Annotated in this window: 21 protein-coding genes; 14 read left to right on the top strand and 7 right to left on the bottom strand. The window is 66.5% G+C overall.

All coding sequences use genetic code 11. The features are described from left to right. The 4 genes from ACFRAU_RS21395 to ACFRAU_RS21380 all read left to right on the top strand — a co-directional run. On the top strand, positions 1–984 hold a 984-nt coding region (locus tag ACFRAU_RS21395), incomplete at its 5' end, for a hypothetical protein (protein ID WP_378001388.1). Between the two features lie 226 nt (positions 985–1210). Beyond that, the gene (locus tag ACFRAU_RS21390; protein ID WP_378001387.1) at positions 1211–2401 is read left to right on the top strand and encodes a serine/threonine-protein kinase; all 1191 of its coding nucleotides are present in this window, start codon (positions 1211–1213) and stop codon (positions 2399–2401) included. Next, complete coding sequence (locus ACFRAU_RS21385) at positions 2398–2907, top strand: mucin-associated surface protein (protein ID WP_378001386.1); 510 nt, start codon at positions 2398–2400, stop codon at positions 2905–2907. The genes ACFRAU_RS21390 and ACFRAU_RS21385 overlap by 4 nt, the downstream gene beginning before the upstream one ends. 204 nt (positions 2908–3111) lie before the next feature. Beyond that, complete coding sequence (locus ACFRAU_RS21380) at positions 3112–3978, top strand: SRPBCC family protein (RefSeq protein WP_378001385.1); 867 nt, start codon at positions 3112–3114, stop codon at positions 3976–3978. A gap of 127 nt (positions 3979–4105) precedes the next feature. Here the strand turns inward: ACFRAU_RS21380 and ACFRAU_RS21375 are convergent, their stop codons facing one another. Then, positions 4106–6325 (bottom strand): NADP-dependent isocitrate dehydrogenase, encoded by a 2220-nt coding sequence (locus ACFRAU_RS21375; protein ID WP_378001384.1) that lies wholly within the window; start codon positions 6323–6325, stop codon positions 4106–4108. Between the two features lie 373 nt (positions 6326–6698). Here ACFRAU_RS21375 and ACFRAU_RS21370 point away from each other — a divergent pair, with 373 nt between their 5' ends. Continuing rightward, entirely contained in the window at positions 6699–7700 is a 1002-nt protein-coding gene (locus ACFRAU_RS21370; RefSeq protein ID WP_378001383.1) for a trypsin-like serine peptidase, read from the top strand. A gap of 238 nt (positions 7701–7938) precedes the next feature. Here the strand turns inward: ACFRAU_RS21370 and purH are convergent, their stop codons facing one another. Beyond that, positions 7939–9624, bottom strand: coding sequence for a bifunctional phosphoribosylaminoimidazolecarboxamide formyltransferase/IMP cyclohydrolase (gene purH / locus ACFRAU_RS21365; RefSeq protein ID WP_378001382.1), 1686 nt, complete (start codon positions 9622–9624; stop codon positions 7939–7941). A gap of 182 nt (positions 9625–9806) precedes the next feature. Here purH and ACFRAU_RS21360 point away from each other — a divergent pair, with 182 nt between their 5' ends. Further along, positions 9807–11159, top strand: a complete 1353-nt coding sequence (locus tag ACFRAU_RS21360; RefSeq protein WP_378001381.1) for an MFS transporter — start codon at positions 9807–9809, stop codon at positions 11157–11159. A 74-nt stretch (positions 11160–11233) separates the two neighbouring features. On the opposite strand, the gene ACFRAU_RS21355 is transcribed toward ACFRAU_RS21360, so the two are convergent. Beyond that, positions 11234–11980: a hypothetical protein gene (locus tag ACFRAU_RS21355; protein WP_378001380.1), complete on the bottom strand. Its 747-nt coding sequence runs from the start codon at positions 11978–11980 to the stop codon at positions 11234–11236. Positions 11981–12331: 351 nt separating this feature from the next. Further along, a complete protein-coding gene (purN, locus tag ACFRAU_RS21350) occupies positions 12332–12919 on the bottom strand; it encodes a phosphoribosylglycinamide formyltransferase (RefSeq protein WP_378001379.1) in 588 nt (195 codons plus the stop codon). A gap of 39 nt (positions 12920–12958) precedes the next feature. On the opposite strand from purN, the gene ACFRAU_RS21345 reads away from it, so the two are divergent. Next, positions 12959–13402 (top strand): hypothetical protein, encoded by a 444-nt coding sequence (locus ACFRAU_RS21345; RefSeq protein WP_377997898.1) that lies wholly within the window; start codon positions 12959–12961, stop codon positions 13400–13402. Positions 13403–13441: 39 nt separating this feature from the next. On the opposite strand, the gene ACFRAU_RS21340 is transcribed toward ACFRAU_RS21345, so the two are convergent. Then, positions 13442–14761 carry a DUF6350 family protein gene (locus ACFRAU_RS21340; protein WP_378001402.1) on the bottom strand — a complete coding sequence of 440 codons (1320 nt, stop codon included), beginning with the start codon at positions 14759–14761 and terminating at the stop codon, positions 13442–13444. Between the two features lie 176 nt (positions 14762–14937). On the opposite strand from ACFRAU_RS21340, the gene ACFRAU_RS21335 reads away from it, so the two are divergent. Beyond that, positions 14938–15399, top strand: coding sequence for a DUF4383 domain-containing protein (locus ACFRAU_RS21335; RefSeq protein ID WP_377997897.1), 462 nt, complete (start codon positions 14938–14940; stop codon positions 15397–15399). Positions 15400–15690: 291 nt separating this feature from the next. Here the strand turns inward: ACFRAU_RS21335 and ACFRAU_RS21330 are convergent, their stop codons facing one another. Together ACFRAU_RS21330 and ACFRAU_RS21325 are read right to left on the bottom strand one after the other, a co-directional pair. Further along, a complete protein-coding gene (locus ACFRAU_RS21330) occupies positions 15691–16152 on the bottom strand; it encodes a hypothetical protein (RefSeq protein WP_378001378.1) in 462 nt (153 codons plus the stop codon). Positions 16153–16162: 10 nt separating this feature from the next. Beyond that, positions 16163–17467, bottom strand: coding sequence for an MFS transporter (locus tag ACFRAU_RS21325; RefSeq protein ID WP_378001377.1), 1305 nt, complete (start codon positions 17465–17467; stop codon positions 16163–16165). Positions 17468–18055: 588 nt separating this feature from the next. Between ACFRAU_RS21325 and ACFRAU_RS21320 the strand changes: the two genes are divergently transcribed. The 6 genes from ACFRAU_RS21320 to ACFRAU_RS21295 all read left to right on the top strand — a co-directional run bounded on the left by ACFRAU_RS21320 (position 18056) and on the right by ACFRAU_RS21295 (position 24183). Continuing rightward, on the top strand, positions 18056–18661 hold the full coding sequence (locus tag ACFRAU_RS21320) for a helix-turn-helix domain-containing protein (RefSeq protein WP_378001376.1): 606 nt from the start codon (positions 18056–18058) through the stop codon (positions 18659–18661). 235 nt (positions 18662–18896) lie between these two features. Further along, complete coding sequence (locus tag ACFRAU_RS21315) at positions 18897–20279, top strand: FAD-dependent oxidoreductase (protein WP_378001375.1); 1383 nt, start codon at positions 18897–18899, stop codon at positions 20277–20279. Next, positions 20276–21553, top strand: a complete 1278-nt coding sequence (locus ACFRAU_RS21310; protein WP_378001374.1) for a CaiB/BaiF CoA transferase family protein — start codon at positions 20276–20278, stop codon at positions 21551–21553. Before ACFRAU_RS21315 ends, ACFRAU_RS21310 begins: the two co-directional genes overlap by 4 nt. Positions 21554–21612: 59 nt before the next feature. Beyond that, a complete protein-coding gene (locus ACFRAU_RS21305; RefSeq protein ID WP_378001401.1) occupies positions 21613–22395 on the top strand; it encodes an enoyl-CoA hydratase-related protein in 783 nt (260 codons plus the stop codon). 70 nt (positions 22396–22465) lie between these two features. Next, positions 22466–23398, top strand: a complete 933-nt coding sequence (locus ACFRAU_RS21300; protein ID WP_378001373.1) for a dihydrodipicolinate synthase family protein — start codon at positions 22466–22468, stop codon at positions 23396–23398. Continuing rightward, positions 23398–24183: an SDR family oxidoreductase gene (locus ACFRAU_RS21295; RefSeq protein WP_377997888.1), complete on the top strand. Its 786-nt coding sequence runs from the start codon at positions 23398–23400 to the stop codon at positions 24181–24183. The genes ACFRAU_RS21300 and ACFRAU_RS21295 overlap by 1 nt, the downstream gene beginning before the upstream one ends. Positions 24184–24218 lie beyond the last annotated feature (35 nt).

Genomic DNA, 24218 nt, shown 5'->3' with positions numbered 1-24218 from the left:
GCCAACGTGACAGCCGCCGCAGACGTCAACCTCGGCAACACCACTGGCACAGGAACAGACACCACCGTTCCCACCGCCGACGTAGCAGCCGTAGTAGACGTGAACCTCGGCAACACGGCGGGCACCGGCACCACTCCGGCCGCCCCCGCAGCCAACGTGACAGCCGCCTCAGACGTAAACCTCGGCAACACCACTGGCACAGGAACAGACACCGTTGTTCCTGCCGCCAACGTGGCAGCCGCGCTTGATGTGAATCTTGGTGGTACCGGCAGTGGAACGGGCACCATTGTTCCCGACGCCGCCGCGGCCGCCGTCGTCGACGTCAACCTCGGCAACACCACAGGAACGGGTAGTACCACTCCGGCCACAGATGCGACAGCTGCCCTCGACATCAACCTCGGCAACACCACAGGCACAGGAACCGACACCACCGTTCCCGCCGCCGACCTGGCCGCCGTCGTCGACGTGAACCTTGGCAACACAGGTTCTCTGGGAACTGGCGCTGAAGGCACCGTCGACCTTGGGGTCGGCACGGGAACTGACACGGCCCTGGATCTGGGTGTCGATCTGGGTATCGGACTTGGCGCAGGAACTGTGACGACGCCTCCCGCTACTGACCCGGGCGACGGAACGGGTACCGATGGAACCGGAACGGGAGCTGACGGCACGGGCACTGATGGAACTGGCACTGGCGGTACCGACACCACCGGAACCGACGGCAGTGGATCCGGTACCGACGCCGCCGGCGGAGCCGCTGCCGGCGCTGGCACCGTGACCACCACGACCGGCGCAGCCATCCTGCCCGCCGGCTCGGTGACCACTGGCGTCTCTGCGGCGGCGAGCACGGCAACCACGGCCAACGGAAATATGGCCACCGCACAGCAGACGCTCGCCAACACCGGCGCCGACGCTGGGCTGCTGCCACTCGCCCTGGTCCTGCTCGCCATCGGAGCACTGCTGGTGATCCGGCGGAAGAAGGCCTAACAGTCCGGATCCTCTCCGGACAGCAGTAAGCGCCTATCGTCGGCGGTCCGCATCAAAGCAGTCCTCTGGACTTCCGGATGTCGGACCGCCGGCGAAGCCGTGCTCCGAAGCCGGGCCGCTAGTCCAGCGGCTCACCTAAAAGCCAGCATGACCATGAGCCGCGGCGTCATGTAATAAGCAAACGTATTACCCTTAACACCGAGCCAGAGCTGATAAGGACGGCAACGTGTTGGAAGAAGCGCCCAGCGGGGTGACAACGGATGTACTGGGCGGGCGTTACCGGCTGGGTGAGGTGATCGGCCGCGGTGGCATGTCGTCGGTCTATGCGGCCAGGGACCAGAACCTGGGCCGGGACGTGGCCCTGAAGCTCTTTGCGCCCCAGGCAGCAGATGCCGATGAGCTCAAACGGCAGGAGGCCGAGATCCGGCTCCTGGCGGCCCTGAACCATCCCAGCCTTGTCACCCTTTTCGACGCCGGCGTTGATACCCGCGTGCCTGACCAGCCCCGGCCCTACCTGACCATGGAGCTCGTGGAGGGCCAGGACCTGCGCAGCCGCATCCGGCACAGCCGCGTTCCGCTCGACGAACTGTCAGTCATAGGCGCCGGGGTCGCCGACGCCCTCGCTTACGTTCACGGTCTGGGCATCATTCACCGCGACATCAAGCCCGCCAACATCCTCCTCGTCCAGGTTCGCCCAGGCGAGCCGGTGCGGCCCAAACTGACCGACTTCGGCATTGCCCGGATCGTGGACGGCACCCGCCTCACGGCTACCGGCACGATGGTGGGCACTGCCGCGTACCTGAGCCCCGAGCAGGCCATGGGCTCCCCGCTTGCGCCCGCGTCGGACATCTATTCGCTGGGCCTTGTGCTGCTGGAATGCATCAAGGGCACTGTTGAGTACCCGGGCAGCGCAGTGGAGTCAGCGGTGGCGCGGCTGCACCGGGCCCCCGAAATCCCCCACGGCCTGCCTACGGAATGGCAACATCTGCTGGCCTCCATGACCGCCCTTGAGCCGCTGGAGCGGCCCTCCGCCGCGGACCTGGAAGTGGCTCTCCGGCACGCCCTCGTATCACCGCAGTCCGCACCCGCAGACTTGGCCGAGGACCAGACCCGCATACTTCCCGCGCTGCCGGCCCGGGCGCCGTCGATTCTCCTGCCCGGGCTCTCGGAGACACAGCCCACCGCGAGAACAACAGCCAAGTCGCCAGCGCGCCACACCGGCCGCCCGGTTGGCGCGAGGGGGCGACGGCGCTTCCGGATTGCCGCCGCCCTTGCGGCGGCCGTCCTCCTGGGCAGCGCTGCCGCGGTGACCGTCGCTGCCAACTCACCTGAAACGCACGACGTCGTCCCCTACCCTGCCGTCACCGGCCCACTGGGTGAACACCTCGTCGAGTTGCAAAGGAGCGTGGAACCATGAGCGCATACCAGCGACAGGGTCGCCGCTGGAACCGCATGGCAGCCGCCGTAGCCGGGTGTCTGCTGGCCGCCGGACTCGCAGGGTGCACCGGATCAGCGCCCGAGCTGCAGGCTGACGCCGCGGCACAGCTTCAACAGCGCGTCCTTGAGGTCACCAAGGCGGCTGCCGGAAGCGATCCGGCCGTCGCACTGAAGTCGCTGGACCGGCTGTCTTCGGAGCTGGATGCGACCGCCGCGGCCGGCCAGGTTTCCTTCAAACGCCACCAGAGCATTTCAGGGGCAATCGACTCGGTTCGTGCCGACCTCACCGCCGCGCAGGCAGCCAAGAAGGCGGCGGCGGAGGCGGCCGCCAGGGCTGCCGCAGCGAAGGCTGCAGCGGCAGAGGCCGCGAAGCAGGCCCCTGCGCCGGCGGTGGTGGCTCCGGCACCCGTGACCGGCGGAAAAAAGGACAACGCCGGCAAGGGGAGCTCGGACGGGAACAAGGGTTCGGGCAAGAACAAGGGCTAATCGCCGGAGACCAGCTCTGGGCCTTCCCACATCCGAAAGCCGCTGCACCGGCCGCCATTTGAGCGGCCTGCGCCTCATAATCAGCAGACTTAGCTTCTCTCTTCAAATGCTGGCTGCTTCCCGCTACGTTGGAGGTGTTCCATCCGAACAAGGGCAATCAGAACCACGGGCCATCCGCCCGTACGCTGAAGGAGTGAACCACGCATGGCAACTGTTCAGGAATCGATCACTGTCGATGTCCCCGTACGCCAGGCCTACAACCAATGGACCCAGTTTGAGGATTTCCCCAAATTCATGAGCGGCGTGGACGCCGTCCGCCAACTCGATGACACCACTGTTCATTTCGAAACCAGCATTGCCGGTGTTAAGCGCGAATACGACGCCCAGATCACCGCTCAGGAACCGGACCAGCGCGTCACGTGGGAGAGCCTGAACGAGCCGCGGAACTCGGGCACCGTCTGGTTTGAGTCCGTGGGCGGCAACGAAACCAAGGTGAACGTCGAGCTGACCTGGGAGCCTGAAACCGCGGTGGAGAAGCTTGGGGCAGCCACTGGACTTGATTCCCGCCAGGTCGCCTCGGACCTGAGGAAGTTCAAGAAATTCATCGAGGAACGCGACACTGAAACCGGCGCCTGGCGTGAAAGCGTGAGCGGTGGCGAGGTGGACGATGACCCGGGTTCGGCAGCGGCCGGCACGGGAACCGGCGTCGGGGGCGGAACGGCGGGAGTCGGGGCAACCGGCGTCGGGTCCGGAGCGGCAGCAGGAGCCGGGGACGGTGCCGGCGTCGGAACAACCGGCGTCGGAACAACCGGCGTCGGAACCGGAGCGGCAGCGGGAGGCAACGGCGACCCGGGCGCCAGCACGGGCTACTCCGAGGGTGCCGGCATGGACGCCGTCCCGGGCCGCAGCTACGAATCCGGAGACGCCTACGATGCCTCGGCAACCGAGCGGCCGGTGGATGCCGACCCGGACATGGCAGTCGACGCCCCCTACGGGGACAGCGACACAGGCGAGCCGCGGAACGAAACCCGTCACACGGACACCCGCCGGGACGATATACCCGACCGGTAGCAGCCAGCAGGACGCGGAAACGCCCCGCCACTCAAAGAGTGGCGGGGCGTTTCGTTGGCCCGGCTCTGTACGGTCTCGGCGCGGACAGCTCGGCCGCGGCCCGGCAGCTCAGCCGCGGTCCGGAGACCTAGCTCAGGGTCGCGACGATCTTGTTGAGCGTTGCGGACGGCCGCATGATGGCGGCTGCCTTCTCGGCGTCCGGGCGGTAGTAGCCGCCAACGTCCACCGGCTGGCCCTGGACGCCCAGCAGTTCGGAAACGATGGCTTCCTCATTGGAAGTCAGAGCGTCGGCTACGGATGCGAAGGAGGCTGCCAGTTCGGCGTCCTCGGTCTGCTTGGCCAGTTCCTGCGCCCAGTACTGCGCCAGGTAGTAGTGGCTGCCCCGGTTGTCGATCTCGCCGGCCTTGCGGCTCGGGGACTTGTTCTCCAGCAGGAACGTGCCGGTGGCCCGGTCCAGGGTATCGGCAAGGACCTGGGCCCGGGCGTTGTCCGTGGTGTTGGCCAGGTGTTCGAAGCTGACGGCCAGCGCCAGGAATTCACCCAGGCTGTCCCAGCGCAGGTGGTTTTCCTTCAGCAGCTGCTGGACGTGCTTCGGGGCGGAGCCGCCGGCGCCGGTCTCGAAGAGGCCGCCGCCGTTGATCAGCGGAACGATGGACAGCATCTTGGCGCTGGTACCCAGTTCCAGGATCGGGAACAGGTCGGTCAGGTAGTCGCGGAGCACGTTGCCGGTGACGGAGATGGTGTCCTCGCCCTTGCGGATGCGCTCCAGAGTGAAGGCGGTGGCCTTCACCGGGGACAGGATCTCGATCTGCAGGCCCTCGGTGTCGTGCTCCTGCAGGTATTCGCGGACCTTCTCAATGAGCTTGGCGTCGTGCGCGCGGGTCTCGTCGAGCCAGAACACAGCGGGGGTCTGGGAGGCACGGGCGCGGTTCACGGCCAGCTTGACCCAGTCGCGGATCGGCAGGTCCTTGGTCTGGCAGGCGCGCCAGATGTCGCCCGGGGCAACTTCGTGTTCGATCAGGACGTTACCAGAGCCGTCGACCACCTGGATCTTGCCGGGGACCTGAGCTTCGAAGGTCTTGTCGTGGCTGCCGTATTCCTCGGCGGCCTGGGCCATGAGGCCGACGTTCGGGACAGTGCCCATGGTGGTGGGGTCGAAGGCGCCGTTCGCGCGGCAGTCGTCGATGACAACCTGGTAGATGCCGGCGTAGGAGCTGTCCGGGAGAACTGCCAGGGTGTCGGCTTCCTTGCCGTCCGGTCCCCACATGTGGCCGGAGGTGCGGATCATGGCGGGCATGGAGGCGTCCACGATGACGTCGCTGGGGACGTGCAGGTTGGTGATGCCCTTGTCGGAGTCGACCATGGCGATCGCGGGGCCTTCCTCGAGGCCCTTCTTGATGGCGGCCTGGACGCCCTCGCGGACGTCCTCCGGCAGCTCGTCCAGACCGTTGAGGATGGAGGCGAGGCCGTTGTTGGGGCTCAGGCCGGCCGCGGCGAGCTGCTTGCCGTAGGTGTCGAACAGCTCGGAGAAGTAAGCCTTGACCACGTGGCCGAAGATGATGGGATCGGAGACCTTCATCATGGTGGCCTTCAGGTGTGCGGAGAAGAGCACACCTTCTTCTTTGGCACGTGCAACCTGTGCGGCCAGGAATTCATCCAGGGCGGCGGCGCGCATCACGGTGCCGTCGATGACTTCGCCGGCGAGAACCGGGAAAGCCTTCTTCAGGACCTTGACCGTGCCGTCCTCGCGGACCAGCTGGATTTCGATGGTGCCGTCGGCCGGAACCACCACGGACTTCTCGTTGGAGCGGAAGTCGTTGGCGTCCATGTGGGCCACGTTGGTCTTGGACTCGGAGGTCCAGGCACCCATGGAGTGCGGGTTCTGGCGTGCGTAGTTCTTGACCGACAGGGGCGCACGGCGGTCCGAGTTGCCTTCACGCAGGACCGGGTTCACGGCGGAGCCCTTGATCTTGTCGTAGCGGGAGCGGATGGCGGTCTCTTCGTCGGACGTGGGGTTGTCCGGGTAGTCCGGCAGCTTGTAGCCCTGGGACTGAAGCTCGGCAACGGCGGCCTTCAGCTGCGGCACGGATGCGCTGATGTTGGGCAGCTTGATGATGTTGGCTTCCGGCTTCTTCGCCAGTTCACCCAGTTCAGCCAGAGCGTCACCGATCTGCTGCTCTTCAGTGAGGTAGTCGCCGAAGACGGCGATAATGCGGCCGGCCAGCGAAATGTCGCGGGTCTCCACCTGCACACCTGCCGTGGACGCGAACGCCTCGATGATCGGCAGGAACGAATATGTGGCCAGCATCGGCGCTTCGTCGGTGTGGGTATAGATAATTTTGGCCATGCTCGGGCGTCTCCCTGAAGGTCGGCTTGTATCTGGTATTCCGGTCTATTTCACCAACCTTTAACTTACCCGAGGTGAACCGGATGAGCCTTACCCGGACGGCCGGATGCCCTTGCGTGACCCTGTTCCTGTGGGTTCCGCCACACTATCCATTGTCCCCGGCGCCGAGGAGTCCTAATCTTTCTCTCATAAACGAATACCGCTTCGGCGGCTGAACCCAGTTGGAACCCCTTGCGGCAGGGGCAGATCAGCACACCCCTACCTGGCAAACAAAACTTGAATCGTCACTAACCGAGCTTGTCGTCCCCCGGGTAGGTCAATCAGTCACCCGGCGCGCCTCCCGGGGCCGCCCCACCTGATAGGTAGGACCGCAATGACGAGCAAAAAGACTCTGGCCGGCAGCCTTCTGAGCCTGTCCACAGGCCTGCTGCTGGTTGTGAGCGCCATCGGCGGCGCAACAGCCTCTTCTGCAACGTCGCAGGACTTGACCCAACTCCAGGTCGCAAGCACCCCGGTGTCCAGCCTGCAGGGCTACTGGACACCCGAGCGCATGCGCGCCGCCCTTCCCGGCGATGTGCTGGCCGCCAAGGTCGTGGACCGGCAGGACAACACGGGCGCCTCGTCCCCCGCTGCCGCCGAGGCGGGAGCGCTGACAAGGTTCGCCGGCACGGCCCCTCAGACCACGGCAACCACGGCCCTGCACTCCAACGAAACCCCGGTGAGCCACGTCGGCAAGGTTTTCTTCACCCTCGGCGGGATCAACTACGTCTGCTCCGGCAATTCGATTGCCGCGCAGAATGACAGCCTGGTGGCCACCGCCGGCCACTGCGTCAATGAGGGGCCCGGCGCCTTCGCCAAGAACTGGGTCTTCGTTCCTGGCTACATCAACGGAAAGGCCCCCTACGGTCAGTGGGCGGCCAAGTCGCTGCACGCACCACGGAACTGGACGTCCGGCGGCGACATCCGGTACGACACCGGCTTCGCCGTGGTGGCACGCGTCGGCGGCAAGACCCTGGCCGATGTCGTCGGGGCGTCCGGAGTGGAGTTCAACCAGCCCCGCGGCATGGCGTACAAGTCCTACGGCTACCCCGCTGCGGCCCCGTTCACCGGCCAGACCCTGGTCAGCTGCAAGGGCACGGCCCACAATGACAGCATCAACCCGCAGTTCAACTCGCAGGGCATTTCCTGCGACATGACGGGCGGCTCCTCGGGCGGCCCCTGGTTCGCGCAGGCCGACACGAATGCTGTGAGCGGCGCGGACGGCTTCCAGAACTCCATCAACAGTTATGGCTATGGAACGAGTTCCACCACGATGTTCGGACCGTACTGGGGTTCCACCATCATGAAGGTCTACAACTATGCACAGAACAAGTGATGAACCTGACGGTGCCGACGTAAGCCACAACGTCAGCGAATCGCCCGAGGAGATCCTCGCCTACTGGACCCCCGAACGGATGGCTGAAGCCGTCCCGAGGCACATCCGGTTGCCGGACCGGAGGAAAGCCAGCCCCAACCCGAAGGAAACTAAACCAAGTTAAAGCCCGACGGCGGCCGTCCCCTTAAGGGGGCAGCCGCCGTCGCGCTTTGCTTCCGTAAGCGGAAGAAGTGCTTCGTCAGTGGAAGAAGTGGCGGGCGCCGGTGAAGTACATGGTGATGCCCGCAGCGTTGGCTGCTGCGACGACTTCCTCATCACGGACCGAGCCGCCGGGCTGCACCACAGCCCGGACGCCGGCGTCGATCAGGATCTGCAGGCCGTCGGCGAACGGGAAGAACGCGTCGGAGGCAGCCACCGCGCCGCGGGCACGGGCGGGAGCGCCGGCCGCGCCTGGTTCTGCCGTTCCGGCGTTAGCAGCGCCGCCGGCACCGTCGACGTCGGACTCAACCTGCACACCCAGCGTGTTGGCCCGCTCAACGGCGAGCTTGCAGGAGTCCAGGCGGTTGACCTGGCCCATGCCGATGCCCACTGCAGCGCCATTGGAGGCGAGCAGGATGGCATTGGACTTGGCCGCGCGGCAGGCAGTCCAGGCGAAGGCGAGGTCGGCCAATGTGGCATCGTCGGCGGCTTCGCCGGCTGCAAGGGTCCAGTTGGCGGGGTTGTCGCCTTCGGCGTCCACCTTGTCGGTGATCTGGACGAGCACGCCGCCTGAGACCTGGCGGATTTCGGCCGGGTAGCGGTCGTAGCCTTCGGGGAGGGCGAGCAGGCGGATGTTCTTCTTCTTGGAGAGGATTTCAACGGCCTCGGGCTCGAAGCCGGGGGCGATAACCACCTCGGTGAAGATGCCGGCCACGGTCTGGGCCATGCCGGCGGTTACCGTACGGTTGGCCGCGATGACGCCGCCAAACGCGGAGACGGGGTCGCAGGCGTGGGCCTTGGCGTGGGCGTCGGCGATCGGGTCCGCAGCGTCCGCGGAGGCCACTGCCACACCGCAGGGGTTGGCGTGCTTGATGATGGCCACGGCGGGCTCGGCGAAGTCGTAGGCGGCGCGGAGTGCCGCGTCGGCGTCGACGAAGTTGTTGTAGCTCATGGCTTTGCCGTGGATCTGGTCGGCCTGGGCGATGCCTGCCGGGGCGGCCTTGTCCACGTACAGTGCGGCCTGCTGGTGCGGGTTCTCGCCGTAGCGCAGCACCTCGGAGCGTTCCAGGGCGAGGCCGGCGTAGGCGGGCCAGTCGATGACGCCGTCGCCGTCCTCGTCGAGGAACTGGCTGGCGGTCCAGGTGGCCACGGCGGTGTCGTAGGTGGCGGTGTGCGCGAACGCCTTGGCCGCGAGCCGGCGGCGGGTCTTGAGGTCGAAACCGCCCTCGGCGGCGGCGCGCACCACGTCGCCGTAGAACGTCGGGTCCACCACAATGGCGACGGCGGCGTGGTTCTTCGCGGCGGAGCGCACCATGGCGGGGCCTCCGATGTCGATCTGCTCCACAACGTCGTCCTGCGCGGCGCCGGACTTGACCGTCTCCACGAACGGGTAGAGGTTCACCACGACGAGGTCGAAGGCCTCGATCTCCATCTTGGCGAGGGTCTCCATGTGCGCGGGGACGCGGCGGTCGGCGAGGATGCCGCCGTGAACGCGCGGGTGCAGGGTCTTGACCCGGCCGTCGAGCATCTCGGGGGAACCGGTGACTTCCTCGACTTCCTGGACCGGGATGCCGGCCGCGGCGATCTTCTTGGCGGTCGAGCCGGTGGAAACAATTTTGACGCCTGCTGCGTGCAGGCCCTTGGCGAGCTCCTCCAGACCGGTCTTGTCGTATACCGAGATCAGGGCCCGGCGGATGGGAACACGGTCAAGCTGCGTCAAGCTCACAAAAGTCTCCGTCTTTATCTCGCGGTTGATGTGCCGCGGTTGGTGGGGATACGGCCCAGTTTATCGTGTCGGCGGACCCCCTCCTGCTGGCGGCTCCAGTGTGAAGGCGGGGCGTGCACGCCGCCGAAGGAACCGGCGTTGCGGGTCGTTCCGCAACGTAAGGTTTAAAGCAGGAGGCCGAGATGAATATTTACACCGCTGTGCCCAGTGGCGAGCAGGTGGTCCAGGAACTGCCGTGGCGCTGGAAAGTGCAGGGCCGGATCTTCGTGATCGGCGGCCTGGGGTTCATGTTCGATGCGTGGGACGTCACCTTGAACGGCATCCTCATTCCGCTGCTGTCCACGCACTGGAGCCTCACCCCGGGCGAGGCCGGCTGGATCGGCACGGCCAACCTGATCGGCATGGCCCTGGGCGCCTTCATCTGGGGCACCATCGCTGACACCATCGGCCGCAGGAAGGCCTTCACGGCCACGCTGCTGATCTTCTCGGTCTTCACAGTTCTTGGCGCCTTCTCCCCCGACTTCCTGTGGTTCTGCGTGTTCCGCTTCATGGCCGGATTCGGCCTGGGCGGCTGCATCCCGGTGGATTACGCGCTGGTGGGTGAATTCACGCCCCGCCGGCAGCGCGGCAGGGTCCTCACCGCCATGGACGGCTGGTGGCCCGTGGGGGCCGCGCTCTGCGGGTTCGTGTCGGCCTGGCTCGTGGCCGCGTTTGCCGACTGGCGGCTGACCATGCTCGTCATGGTGCTGCCTGCGCTGCTGGTGTTCTGGGTGCGCCGCAGCGTGCCGGAGTCGCCGCTGTTCCTGATCCGCAAGGGCCGCCGCGACGAGGCTGCCCGGGTGATTGACAGCCTGGTCGAGGCCACCGGAGCCGAGCCCCGCGCCTACAGCCTGCCCGAGCCGCAGACCGTGCCGCGGCTTTCCGCCGGCAGCGCGTGGCAGCAGCTGCGCGGGGTCTGGCAGTTCAACTGGAAGATCACGGCCGCCGCCTGGGCCCTGTTCATGAGCATCCTGCTGGTCTACTACCTGTCCCTGACCTGGATGCCGCGGATCCTGATTGGCGCCGGGTTCGCCGAGTACAAGGCGTTCCTGACGACGGCAGGAATGGCCGCCGTCGGGCTCCTGGGCGTGATCGCGGCAGCGCTGCTTGTGGAGCGTGTGGGCCGCAAGTGGCTGCTGGCCATTACGGGGCCGCTGTCCGCGCTGGTCCTGGTGGTGGTGGCGTTCGCGGTGGATGTGCCAACGGCCGCGGTGTTCTGGCTGCTGGTGTTCGGGTTCGTGGTGCAGGTGGCCATCCCGGTGCTCTACACCTACGTTTCCGAGCTGTACCCCACGGAACTGCGCGGCAGCGGCTTCGGCTGGGCGTCCACGTTCTCGCGGCTGGGGGCGGGCTTCGGTCCGCTCATCTTCGCGAACTACTTCTGGCCGCAGCTGGGGCTGGCCACGTCCTTCGCCCTCGCCGGCGGCCTGGTGGTCCTGGCCGTGCTGTGGATGGCCTTCTTCTCCCCCGAAACCCGCCAGGGCCGCCTCGAGTAGCGGCCCTGCTCTCCCCTCCCAAGTGACTCGCAGTTGTTGTCGTTTTGGGCCCTCAAAACGACAACTACTGCGAGTCACTTGGGCGACCACCCCCTGCTGAGTAGCGCGTCCCGGACTTTCCGGACCGCGGGCCGGGCTTCGTTCTGCATGTGGCGCTTGGAGATCCTGACGAGGAACCAGCCCGCACGGCCGTAATCCTCTTCCCGGGTGATATCGCGGATGATCTGCCCAGGCTCCGAGTGGCCTTCTCCTTCGTACTCCACTGCTACCCGGTCTTCGGGATAGCTCATGTCTGGTTGGCGTACGACGCCGGAACAGAGTTCAGTGCGAACGTTCAGTTGTGGCTGAGGCAGGCCCGCCTGCTCCAACGCCAGCCGCAGCCGCGTTTCGGGAGCAGAATCCGCACCGATACGCGCCATCTCAAGGGCCAGCCTCGCTTTACGGATGCCGGGCGTCCCCTTGTGCCGGTCCAGCATGTCGGCCAACTGCTCCCGCGTTGCGTGCGGTTCGTCCCTGGCTTCAAACTCAGGTCGGGGCATCCGCAGGAGGTGGTCCGCCACCACCGTCAGCTCCTCGACGCTCATCTTTCGTGAAACATCCAGCCAGGTCCGGACGCGGCTGGTCACCAGCAGACCGTCAACGCACACGATTTCGTCGTCGAAGAACTGTCCCACATGGCCGGTCACGCCCGTGGGGCGCGGAATGGCCATCGTGTCCGGGCGGGAGATATGGATCCGCTGATCCTCGGCCCCCGGCAGGAACCCCGGAAACTGCCAATAGGTGAAAGCTGTGGCGTGGGAAGCAACTGAAAACTCGGTCACCCTTGTGAAGGGCCGAATTGCCTGTGGGGCGCACAACTCCGCCGGCCAATCTGTGGTTCCGTAGGCGGGAACCCTGATGCCCCGGCTGGGTGAGTAGAGCGCTCCGTGCCGTAAGCGGCTCAAGCTGACACCGGCGTCGGCCGCTTCCTGGCAAGTGAACGGAGCGAGGGCAAGCGGCTCGGGAAGCGGTCGAGGAGTCTTCACCTGACCATGCTCGCAAACCCAATGCCTGCTGGCGGGGTTATCCACAGGCGAACGCCGCGCCAGCCCAACTGACTCGCATTTAATGTCGTTTTGACGCCTCAAAACGACATTAAATGCGAGTCAGTTGGGTGGGGAGGACGGGACGGGCTACTTCGGGGCCCGCGCGGCGGCGTGCGCAGCGGCCAGCGAGGCCAGGGTTGAGACGAGCAGCCGGCGCTCCACCACCTTGATCCGCTCGTGCAGGGATTCTTCGGTGTCCGTGTCCTCGATGGCCACGGCCTCCTGCGCGATGATAGGCCCTGTGTCCACGCCGGCGTCAGCCCAGTGCACGGTGCAGCCGGTGATCTTCACGCCGTAGGCCATGGCATCGCGGACTCCGTGGGCACCCGGGAAGGACGGCAATAGCGCGGGATGCGTGTTGAGGTATTTTCCATCGAAAGCGTCGATGAACTCGGGGCTCACGATCCGCATGAAGCCTGAGGACACCACCACATCGGGCTGGTACGCGGCAACGGCCTCGGTCAGCGCGGCGTTCCACTGCGCACGGTCCTGGTAGGCCTTGAAGTCCACCACGAAGGTGTCGATCCCCGCTGTGGCAGAGCGCTCCACTCCGTAGGTTCCCGGGCGGTCCGCACCCACTGCGGCGATCTCAACATCCAGGTCCCCGGCTTGGACGGAGTCAATGACGGCTTGGAGATTGGAACCGGTTCCGGAGACGAGGACTACTATGCGCATTGCTCAAGCTTAGGCGGCTGCTCGCGTAGGCTGGAAAACATGAACCCCACTCCGGGCCCCCAGGGGCCGCAGCGGACCGCGCGTCCGCTCAGCGAGGAGGCCAAGGCCTCGCTCCAGAAGACGCACACGCTGTTCCGCATGTTCATTGTGGCCGTGCTGGGCGCGTTCTTCGTGTTCCAGCTGGACCTGGCCTACCTCTGGCTTACAGCCATACTGACGGCGGCGGCCATCGTGCTGGGGATCATCGTGCTCATCCGCGCCATCCGGTTCAAGGAATCCAAACTGGTGCTGTTCGGCACCATCTCCGGCCTGGTGGTGTCCGCCGTCATGGTTCTCCTGGTCCTGACCTCCGCACTGTTCTTCAACCAGGTGCGCGACTTTCAGCAGTGCTCCCGCCAGGCGCTGACCAGCAAGGCGAGCACGGAGTGCCGGGTCCAGCTGGAGAACTCGCTGCCCGGACCGCTGAAGCAGCAAATCCGCTAAAGCCAGCGAGGCAACGGCCGACCCCCACGGCCGGAAAGGCTACTTGCTGCTCGGGGCAGTCCCCAGCTCGGCGTCCCGCAGCTGCCGGCGCTCGAGCCACGGTCCGGCCGCGTACCCAATTACGACGCCGATGCCGACTTCCGCTGCAAGCCAGACTGCCGTCCACAACGGGTCCGGGCCAATGTCCGTGAGGCGGCCGATGCCGGCCGATCCGCGCGCCAGCCAGGCGAGGGCTGCTCCCAGCACGCCGGCGGCCGCCCCGACGATGACGGCCAGGAACAGCGTGGACGCCGCGGCACTCAGCCAGCGGACGTGGAGCTTGATGGACAGCCATTCATCGAAGTGGTTTTCACCTTCGCGCAGGAACCACCAGCCGGCCAGGACCCCGGCAAGCACGGGAACCACCAGCGCCACGAAGCCGAAATCGAGGGGGCCGGAAGGGATCGCCGCAAAAACCGGGACGGTGGGCAGCGGCCCCACGGCAGTCCCCAGCGGACCCACCTGCGAGCCGGCGCCCAGTGCGAACCCGGAGCCGGTCAGCCAGGCGAGCGCAAAGACCGCGAGGTTGGGCAGGAAGCCGAGCTGCGCAACGGTGAGGGCCGCGCCTCCGACGGGCCCGGCGTCGAGCGCTTCATAGACGGCCACCACCAGGTTCCAGTGGATAAAAAAGTCCACGGCCAGCAACGCCGAGGAAATGGCGAGCGCCGCAATGACTGCCACGAAGGCCGCCTTGGCTGCCGAGGCCAGATACGACCCCGCCCACCGCGAATGCTGGCTGGTGCGGGCGATCCAGTCCACGGCGTCGACGCCGATCAGCCGGCTCCATGAACCGGCCTCCCGCCGGGCACCGATCACCATCCCGAGGCCGAACGGAACCAGGGGCAGGAGCCCCGCCCACCAGAGGAAAACCCCGACGTCCTCGGTCCGGCAGATGAATCCGGTGGCGATGCCAAAACCCGCGTAGACCAGCCACGACCCAAGCAGCGCCTGCCACAGCTGGTCCGTGTACGACGCCCGGGCCAGGCGCCTGCCCGCCCGCCAGGCCAGCAGGAACGGGATGAGGGTCAGGCCGAGCGGAAGCAGCCACAGCGTGCCGGTCTCGGGCCGCGCGGCAGCACCCTCCCCCACGGTGGTGAGGTACAGGGGTACCCCGTGGATGACCAGCCAGGCCTGGCCCGCGAGCCGGGCCAGGACATCGGGGCCGGCGCTCCCGAAACCGGAGGTCGCCCACACCGCAACGATGGGGGCGATGACCACCAGCGCGGAAATGATGGCCGCCTGGGCGGACTCAAGGCCGCCCTGCAGCCACAGGGGCATGGGTAGGCCACGGTCTCCGGTCTGGTCAGCACGCAGTTTCATCGCCTCCCATCGTGCCATGCGGGGCCCTGCTCGCCCGTTTTCGACAGGCTCAACGCCGCCGGAAAGTCGTAGGATCCTGCGCCTGCGCCGATACACGGGACGCTCGACGCCGGGCGCTTTTTCGGGAGGCCCGACGTAAAATTAGCTTGTCCGCATTCAGTGGTTGGAGGCAGAAAATGACTACCGCATCCCCACATGCACACGGCGTCCACTTTGGCAGGACTGACGTCCAGAACGCTGGCATGGGTGTAGGTATTGTCTTGATGGTGGTCGGTGTGCTGGGGTTCATCCCGGGCATCACCGCACGGTATGGCGAACTGATGTTCCTTGGGCCTGATTCGCACGCCATGTTCCTCGGTCTGTTCCAGGTGTCCATGCTGCTCAACATCGTGCAGCTGGTCATCGGCGCAACCGGCTGGGCCATGTCCCGCGGAGAGATGGGCGCTCGGAGGTTCCTCATGGGAGCCGGTGCGCTGTACCTCATCCTTAGCATCTACGGGCTCAGTGTCGGAGTGGGTTCGGCGGCCAACTTCCTGTCGCTGAACATGCTGGACAACTGGACGCACATGGTGTTGGGCGTGCTGATGATCGCCTGTGGCTGGATGTTTTCACGGCATTCGGTCGAGGACAGGAAATAGCCCGGAACGCGAACGCCGGGAACTAGGAGCCGCGAATGAGTAGATATCTAATCTGAGTATTCGTACTACCGGTTGGTGCAGGCGGCCACGCCAAGTCGTGGGCGGCTGCACCAACTTTGTGTGGGGCTTCCATTTTGATGTGGACGCTATCGCCCCGCCCTGGAAACGGCTTCTTCAAGCCCGACGGCGGGCGGCCGGCACGGCTCGGCACGCAGGAAGGTCCGGCACCCGGGAAGGCCTGGACTCGGCGAGTCCAGGCCTTCCAAGGATTCGTATGATCGCCGCCGGCGCTCAGGCCGGGCGGCGCTTTTGATCCACCCGGGGCGGGACGGTGTCCCACTCCGTTTCCGCCGCGCGCATCCACGGATACGGCAACAGTACTGTGAGGTGGACCTTCCCCACCTCGCCCCCGGCGTCGACCAGGACGGTCGCCCCGGTTCCGTACATGCGCAGCAGTTCCCGGCAGAGCCCGCACGGGTTCGTGACCTGGGGCTGCCCCTGACCGTCCATGCTGACGGCCACCACGGAGCTGATCGATGGTTCCTGTGCCATGCGGGCGTTGGCGACGGCGCTGGATTCGGCACACACATTGATGCGCTTCGAGCCAAGGTGCAGTCCGAGGTAGATCGTCCCGGACTCACCCCGCACGGCGGCGGCCACCCGGTGGTTCTCGCTGTGATGGGCGGTAAGCAGCTGCCGGCGCGCTGCCTCGTAGAGCTCCACGTCTGACGTGCCGAGTTCAAACGAGATCACGGCTGTGTCCTTAGCTGCCAATGAAGATGCCGTTCTTCTTCCGGGCGAGCAGGTAGAACACGATGCTGAGCGCCGACAGGACAGCCACGTAGACGGGGAAGATCCAGGACGCGTTCATGGACTGGAGCCAGACCAGGAGGTAGGAGGCCGTGCCGCCAAACAGTGCAACGCCCAGGCCATAGCCAAGAGCCGTTCCGGCGCCGCGGCAACCCTTGGGCATGAGGGAGCTGGTGATGACGTTGTACAGGGTCATGTTCAGGACCAGCACAACCGAGCCGCCGAGGAGGACGGCCGCGAAGCCGGCGATGCCGGGCTTGACGTACATCAGCATCAGGAAGACCGACGGGATGGCCAGCGCGCGCGTGATCAGGAACCACTTGGACATCGACTTACCGTCAGCAACTTTGCTGATGATGAGGCTTCCGACCACCAGCACGACGCCGAGGACGGTGGTGAGCGCGAAGACGGCGGTTGCATCCTCCTTGAATCCGCTGCGGGCCGCCGTCGGGAGTCCCGTGTTCCAGGCGTAGTTGTAAGCCTGTGCCGCGCCGACAACGAAGGTAATGGCGAGGACACTGAGCCAGTGCTTGCGCACCCCGCCCCACACCGTTTTCGCGGAGTTGTTCGCCAGTTCCTCCGGCTTCATGGTTTCCGGAAGCGTCCGGCGAAGGTAGACCACGACGAAGCCGAAGGCTGCGCCGACAATGAACGGCACGCGCCAGCCCCAGTCGGCCATGACGGATCCGCCGAGCGTCAGGCTGCAGAGGTAGCTGACCAGCGAGGCGAGCAGGATGCCCACGTTGACGTAGAAGGAGATGACGCCAGCGACAAAGCCCTCGCGTCCCTCGGGCACGAGTTCCACGGCGTGGGCGGTCGACAGCGGCGCTTCAACGCCGGTGGAGATGCCCTGGATGATGCGGCAGACCAGCAGGATCACGCCGGCGGCGCCGCCAATCTGGTCGTAGGTCGGCGAGACGGCAATGATCAGGGTGGTCACCGCCATCATCATGATGGACCAGAGCATCACCCGTCGTCGTCCGATCCTGTCGGCGAAGGTGCCGAGCAGGACTCCGCCCAGCGGACGGAAGGCGAAGCCGACGGCGAAGACAGCGAGGGCGCTCAGCGTTGCGGCCACGGGATCATGCGACGGGAAGAACTTCGGTCCAATGAACGCCGAGAGCAGCCCAAAGACCATCCAGTCGTACCACTCCAGGGTGTTCCCCAGTCCGAGGCCAAGCAGCCCCCTGCGGACTTCCGGAGAGAGCCGGGATTTCCGGCCGCTCTCCAGGTCATTCTTGACGACAGTGTCAGTCATGATTCTTTTCCTTCCCCCGCGCCGTCAGGCACGGGAGGGTACGGATCACCGGCGGGCGCCCGTTCCGGGTCGCCGGTGATCGAAACTATCGTTTGGCTTGGTCCGCGGGGCGTGACCGGATCACCACATGGGAGGTGAGTTAGCCAAGATAGCTACGCGTGCCTCTTCGTAGCGCTTGCTTGCAAACGGGCCATCCTGCCGGCAACCGGGAGCTTGTCCAAGGGAACGCATCCTTGCTGACCGGGCCAACATCGGGTTTTGCGGATGGCTGGCAGATGTCGCTGCCTCTCTACCAGGGAAACGAAACGGGAAACCGGGCGGGCTTGCCTTCCGCCAGAAGGTCCAGCGCCCTGATCCTGTTCGAGTTGCGTCGATCCCAGAGTGTTGCGGCTCACATAACTATATTGAAGATCTTCACGGAGTCAACGGTTGAGGCCACATCGCATCCCGCCCTTACGGGACGGCTGACAAAGCCGCAGGTCAGACGGCAATCAGGTCGCGGGCATCGAAAATTTTCACCAAACCATTGATTCAGTAAAAATCTTCACTATAGTTATGCAGGTCAGCTCATCCAGAGAAAGACGGACCATGACCAACGAGAGCCTCCCGGGATCCCCCGCCGGCACGGGCGTCCTTCTTGCCACCGTAGGCAACAAGATCCGCAACATGCGCAAGGACAAAGGCATGACCCTTGCGAAGCTCTCGGAAGTCACCGGCCTCAGCCCCGCGATCGTAAGCCAGATCGAACGCGGCCTGGCCAATCCGTCCTTCACCACCCTGGCGCAGTTGGCCCACGGCTTGGACATCCCCGTAGGGAAGTTCTTCCTTGGACAGGAAGAAGCCAGGTCACCGGTAGTCCGCAAGGGCGAGCGGCGAAACCTCAAGGGCGTTACCAAGAAGTCCGTGGGAGAGGCGGTCTATGAACTGCTCACCCCCGACCTCAACGGCGCCCTGGAGGCCCAGTGGATCGTGAGTCCGCCAGGCCACGACACCAGCGCCACTCCGTTCCGGCACAGCGGCGAGGAATTCGGCATCATTCTCTCCGGCCGGAAAGACATCTTCCTGGACGGCGAGTGCTACACCCTCGAGGAAGGCGATTCCATCACGTTCTCCTCGGATACACCGCACTGGTACAAAAACAGCTACGAAGAGGTATGCGTAGCAATCTGGGTTAACGCACCTCACGCGTGGTGATCGGCCGGCCCTAGCCGCCGTCGCCATTCTCCATCTCCGCCGCCACGCCAGTGTCCGCCGGAACCCTTTCCATGCCCTGCAGCAAGGTCCGCAACGGGCCGCGCTGCGTCATACCCTCTGCCAGGTGGGACCCGCGGTCAGCGTCGCCGCGCCTTCCCCCGGACACCGACTTCCATCCCACCGTTTTCTACCTCCCGGCTGCCGTTCCACGGCCCTCGAGAAAGTAAGGATTCCCATGAACCCGACCACGTCAGCGATCTCCCTTGAACTGAGCACCACAACACACGACCTCACCGCTCCCGTGATCTCCCGTTCCGACGTCCTGGTGGTCGGTGGTGGCCCCGCCGGTGTGGCCGCCGCCGTCACGGCAGCCCGCTCCGGCGCCTCTGTCACCCTGCTGGAGCGCTACTCCGCACTCGGCGGCCTCGCCTCCGGCGGCATGGTCCTGGTGCTCGATGACATGATCAACGGCCAGGAAATCACCGTCACGGGCATCGTCTCCGAATACGTCGAGCGCCTGCAGAAGCTCGGCCTGGCGATCGTCCCGCCGGCGGATGACCGCAAGACCTCCGAGGAACTCTGGAACAAGTGGGGCCGCTACGGCACCTTCGACTTCCACTCCCACACCAATCCCAAACCCATCTGCTACGCCGCGGCGTTCGACCCGGACGGCTGGAAGCGCGTCTCCAACGACCTCGTCCGCGAGGCTGGCGTCAACCTCCGCCTGCACTCCTGGTTCTCCCGCCCCATCGTGGACAACGGCGTGATGAAGGGCGTCATCTGCGAGACCAAGTCCGGCCCGCAGGCCTTCATGGCCGACGTCGTCATCGACACCACCGGCGACATCGACGTCGCCTCCCGGGCCGGCGCGAGCCACATCAAAGACAGCTACCTCACCACCCTCGTCTTCCGCCTGGGCAACGTGGACACCAGCGCCGCGGAGGCCTTCGAACAGGCCAACCCGAAGGAAGCCCGCGCCATCAACCGCAAGATCAAGCGCCTCCTCGGCGGTGCCTGGGAACTGTGGTGGCTCAAGACCCCCATCGACGGCGTCGTCTGGTGCAACGCACCCCACATGACCGGCTTCGACGGCGTCGACCCCGCGGATATGACCGCCGCCGAGTTCGCCGCGCGTGACCGCATCACCGAGGCCGTGGACTACGTCCGTGCCAACCTGCCCGGCTTCGAGAACTCCTACATGCTGGACGTCGCGTCCCAGATGGGCGTCCGCCAGACCCGCCTGCTCGAGGGCGAGTACGTCATGACCAAGGACGACGTCACCTCCCGCCGCCACTTCGCGGACACCGTGGCCCGCGGCCGCGACTACTACTACCCGTTCAGGTCGCTGCTGCCCAAGGAAGTGGACCAGCTGCTGGTGGCCGGCCGCCACTACTCTGCGACCCCCGAGGCGCAGAAGATGTCCCGCGAGATCCCGCCCTGCATGGCCATGGGCCAGGCCGTCGGCGTCGCCGCTGCCCTCGCGGTCCGGAACGGCACCCTCGTCCGCGACGTCTCCGCTTTGGACATCCAGCAGGGCATGCGCCGGCACGGCGCAGACCCGGGCGACATCCCGTCGTCGAACGCCACCCTCGACGCCGATGCGGTGGTGGGGGCATGAGCACCGTCATCGACGAACTGCTGGCAGGCTCAGCGGAAAGCACGACGGCGGCACCCGCCGCTGCCACCGGCATCGCCGCCGCTGAGGCCGGCATCCCGCTGCCGCTGGACGGCATCAAGATCGTGGACTTCACCCAGGTGTTCATGGGCCCGTCCTGCACCCAGCTCTTGGGCGACTACGGCGCGGACATCATCAAGGTGGAACGCCCGGGCGCCGGGGACATCTCCCGCAACTCATTCCCCGACAAGGACGGCCAGGACAACCCGATCTTCCTGTCCATCAACCGGAACAAGCGCAGCGTCTCCGTCGACACCCGCACGGAGGAAGGCCGGAATGTGCTGCACGCGATCATGGCCGACGCGGATGTGGTGGTCAGCAACTTCCGCTCCGGCGTGATGGAGCGGATGGGCTTCGGCTACGAGAACCTCAAGCAGGAGAACCCGGGCATCATCTGGGCCTCCGGCACCGGCTTCGGCCCCGAGGGCCCCTACTCGCACAAGGGCGGCCAGGACGCGATCGCGCAGGCCTACTCCGGCGTCATGTGGCGGCGCGAATCCGACGACGTGAAGCCGTCCATCTACCCCACCACGCTCTGCGACTACATCACCGGCATGCACCTGATGCAGGGCATCCTGCTGGCGCTGCGCACCCGGGAAACCTCCGGCGTCGGGCAGAAGGTGGAGGTGACCATGTACGACTCCATGCTGCACCTGCAGATGCAGGAGGCGTGCATGCAGCTCAACCGCGGCTTCGAGGTCAACTGGGGCGCCATGCCGCTCAGCGGAGTCTTCGAGACCACCGACGGCGCCGTCTGCATGGTGGGCGGCTTCACCCCGGACCCGCTGCTGCGCATTTCCGAGGCGCTGGGCCTGGACGAGGACCTGACGCTCCGGCCCGAGTTCGCCAACCTGGAGCAGCAGTTCGAGAACAAACCGGCGCTGCAGGCGATCTTCCGCGAGCGCATCGCCACCAACACCACCGAGTACTGGACCGGCCGGCTGGAGGACAGCGGCCTGCTCAACGCCCCCGTCCACACCCTGGAGCAGACCCTGGCCGATGCGCAGACCCACGCCAACGGCATGATCGTCGAAGCTGAACACCCCGGCGTCGGCACCGTGAAAATGCTCAACGCGCCCATCCGGCTCTCCGCCACCCCGCCCACCATCCGACGGGTGGCCCCGCGGCTCGGCGAACACAACGTCGAGGTGCTGCTGGAGAACGGGTTCGACGCCGAAACCATCGAGCGCCTGCAGCAGCTGGGGGTGCTCCGGTGACGGCCGTTTCTGTAGAACGCACGACGGCGGCCCCGTCGGCTTCCGCTTCCCCGTCACCGGTGGATCAGGTAACCCTGACCATCGAAAACCACGTCGCCACCGTGGTCATCGACCGCCAGCACGTGCTCAACGCCGTCGACGGCAACGCCCAGGCCCGGCTCGACGAGATCTGGGACCAGCTCGAGGCCGACCCCGACGTCCGGGCCGTGGTCATCACGGGCGCAGGGACCCGCGCCTTCTGCGTGGGCGCGGACATGTCCGCCGCCGCCGTGGACAAGACCGGCCTCGAATACTGGGCGGACCTGGACCCCAACGGCTTCGGCGGGCTCAGCCTGCGCACCACGCTGGACATCCCGGTCATCGCCAAGGTCAACGGGTACGCATTGGGCGGCGGCATGGAGATCGTGCTCGGCGCGGACATCGTGGTGGCCGCGGACACGGCCCGTTTCGGGCTGACGGAACCGCGCGTCGGGCGTTTGGCGCTCGACGGCGGCATCCACCAGCTGGTGCGCCGGATCCCCTACACCCAAGCGATGGGCATGCTCCTCACCGGCCGGAAGTCCGGGGCTGCGGAAATGCAGTCCATGGGCCTGGTCAACGAAGTGGTCCCCGCGGACGAGCTCGACGCCGCGGTGCAGCGCTGGGTGGACCAAATCCTCGCGTGCGCCCCCACCTCCGTCCGGGCCGTGAAGCAGATGGTCATCCAGACCGCGCACCTGACCGCCGCCGAGGCCCGCGGGCTCCGGCTCCCGGCCCTCATGGCGGCGCTGGACAGCGAGGACTCCGCCGAGGGCGTCCGCGCCTTCCAGGAGAAGCGCCCGCCGGTGTGGCCCGGACGTTAGCCGTTCCACCGATCCAGCCGGCTGAAGTCCGGCCGCCCGAAGAACACCAACAGCTTTGAAGGAGAAACCTATGCGGGAGTCATTGACACCCGGAGTGTGGGGCGTCGTCGCCACACCGTTCCAAGGCAGCACAATGGACGTCGACACGGACAGCCTGGCCGGACTCGCGGCCTATTACGAGTCGATCGGCGCCACCGGGCTTACGGTCCTGGGCGTTTTCGGCGAGGCCGCTGCCCTGACCGCGGCCGAACGCGGCCTGGTGCTGGAAGTAGTCATGGAAGAAACCCGGCTGCCGCTCGTGGTGGGAGTGACCTCGCTCTACACCGGCACGGCCGTCGAGGAAATCCGTTCCATCCAAGCCGCCACCGGGGACCGTCTCGCCGCCGTCATGGTCCAGGCCAACTCTGCCAACCCCGCGGTGGTCACCGCCCATCTGAACGCCATCCATCAGGCCACCGGTGCCAATGTGGTGCTGCAGGACTACCCCCTGGCCAGCGGCGTCAGCATCAGCACTGAGGCGCTCATATCCGTGGTGCGGGCCTGCAGCTTCGTCACCGCCGTCAAGGCCGAGGCCCCGCCCACCTCGGTGGCCATCGGCCAGCTGACGGCTGCCATGGACGTCGCCGTGTTTGGCGGCCTCGGCGGCCAAGGACTGCTGGACGAGCTGATGGCCGGCGCCGCCGGGGCAATGACCGGGTTCTCCTACCCCGAGGCGCTAATCGCCTGTGTGCGGGCCTGGCAGCGCGAGGGCTACGAGGCTGCCCGCGAAGCCCTCCTGCCTTACCTGCCGCTGATCAACTTCGAGCAGCAGGCGAAGATCGCCCTGGCCATCCGCAAGGAATGCCTGCACCAGCGCGGACTCATTGCCGATCCCGGCGTCCGGCCCCCTGCCGCGGCGTTCCCGGAAGTCCTCCGGACGGCGCTGCGCACGCATCTGGCCGAGGCCGCCGAGGCCCTTGGCCCGAACCCGGCCGCCGCCCTCGCCACGGCTGGGAGGAACTAATGGACCTCGGAATCAGCGGCAAAACCGCTTTTGTGGCAGCCTCCACCGGCGGCCTGGGCCTCGCCGTCGCCCGGGCCCTCGCGGCCGAGGGCGCCCGCGTGGCCATCACCGGCCGGCGCCGCGAGCGCGCCGAAAAAATCGCGGCCCAGCTTCAGGAGGAAGGCCACAGCGCCGTCGCCATTGAGGCAGACCTGAGCACGGCGGAAGGCGTGGCCACCGCCGTCGAAAAGACCGTGGACGCCCTGGGGCCAGTCGACATCCTGGTCCTCAACGGTCCCGGCCCGAAGCCCGGCGCGGCCGCCACCCTCGGCGCCGACGACATCGCCGCGGCGTTCGAACAGCTGGTCAAACCGCACCATGCCCTGGTCTCGCACATCCTGCCGGGCATGCGGGAACGGCGCTGGGGCCGGATCCTCGCCGTCGGTTCCAGCGGCGTTGTGGCGCCGCTGCCCAACCTCGCCGTGTCCAACACCGGCCGCGCCGCGCTGGCCGGCTACCTCAAGACCCTCGCGGCCGAGGTGGCCCTGGACGCCGTCACGGTCAACATGCTCCTGCCCGGACGCATCGCCACGGACCGGGTGGCCGAGCTCGACCAGGCCGCCGCCAAGCGCCGTGGCACCACGCCCGAGGAAATCCAGCTCGAATCCCGCAAGACCATCCCCGCCCGCCGCTACGGCGAACCCGAGGAATTCGGCGCCGCCGCGGCGTTCCTCTGCAGCGCCCCGGCCTCCTACATCACCGGCGTCGCACTGCGCTGCGACGGCGGCCTCATCCGCGGGCTCTAACCGCCCTAGCCGCCCCGCACATACCCTGCTCAGAC

This window comes from Arthrobacter sp. NPDC056691, assembly GCF_042791415.1.
Lineage (GTDB): Bacteria > Actinomycetota > Actinomycetes > Actinomycetales > Micrococcaceae > Arthrobacter.
This window is presented reverse-complemented; position numbering and strand designations above follow the sequence as displayed.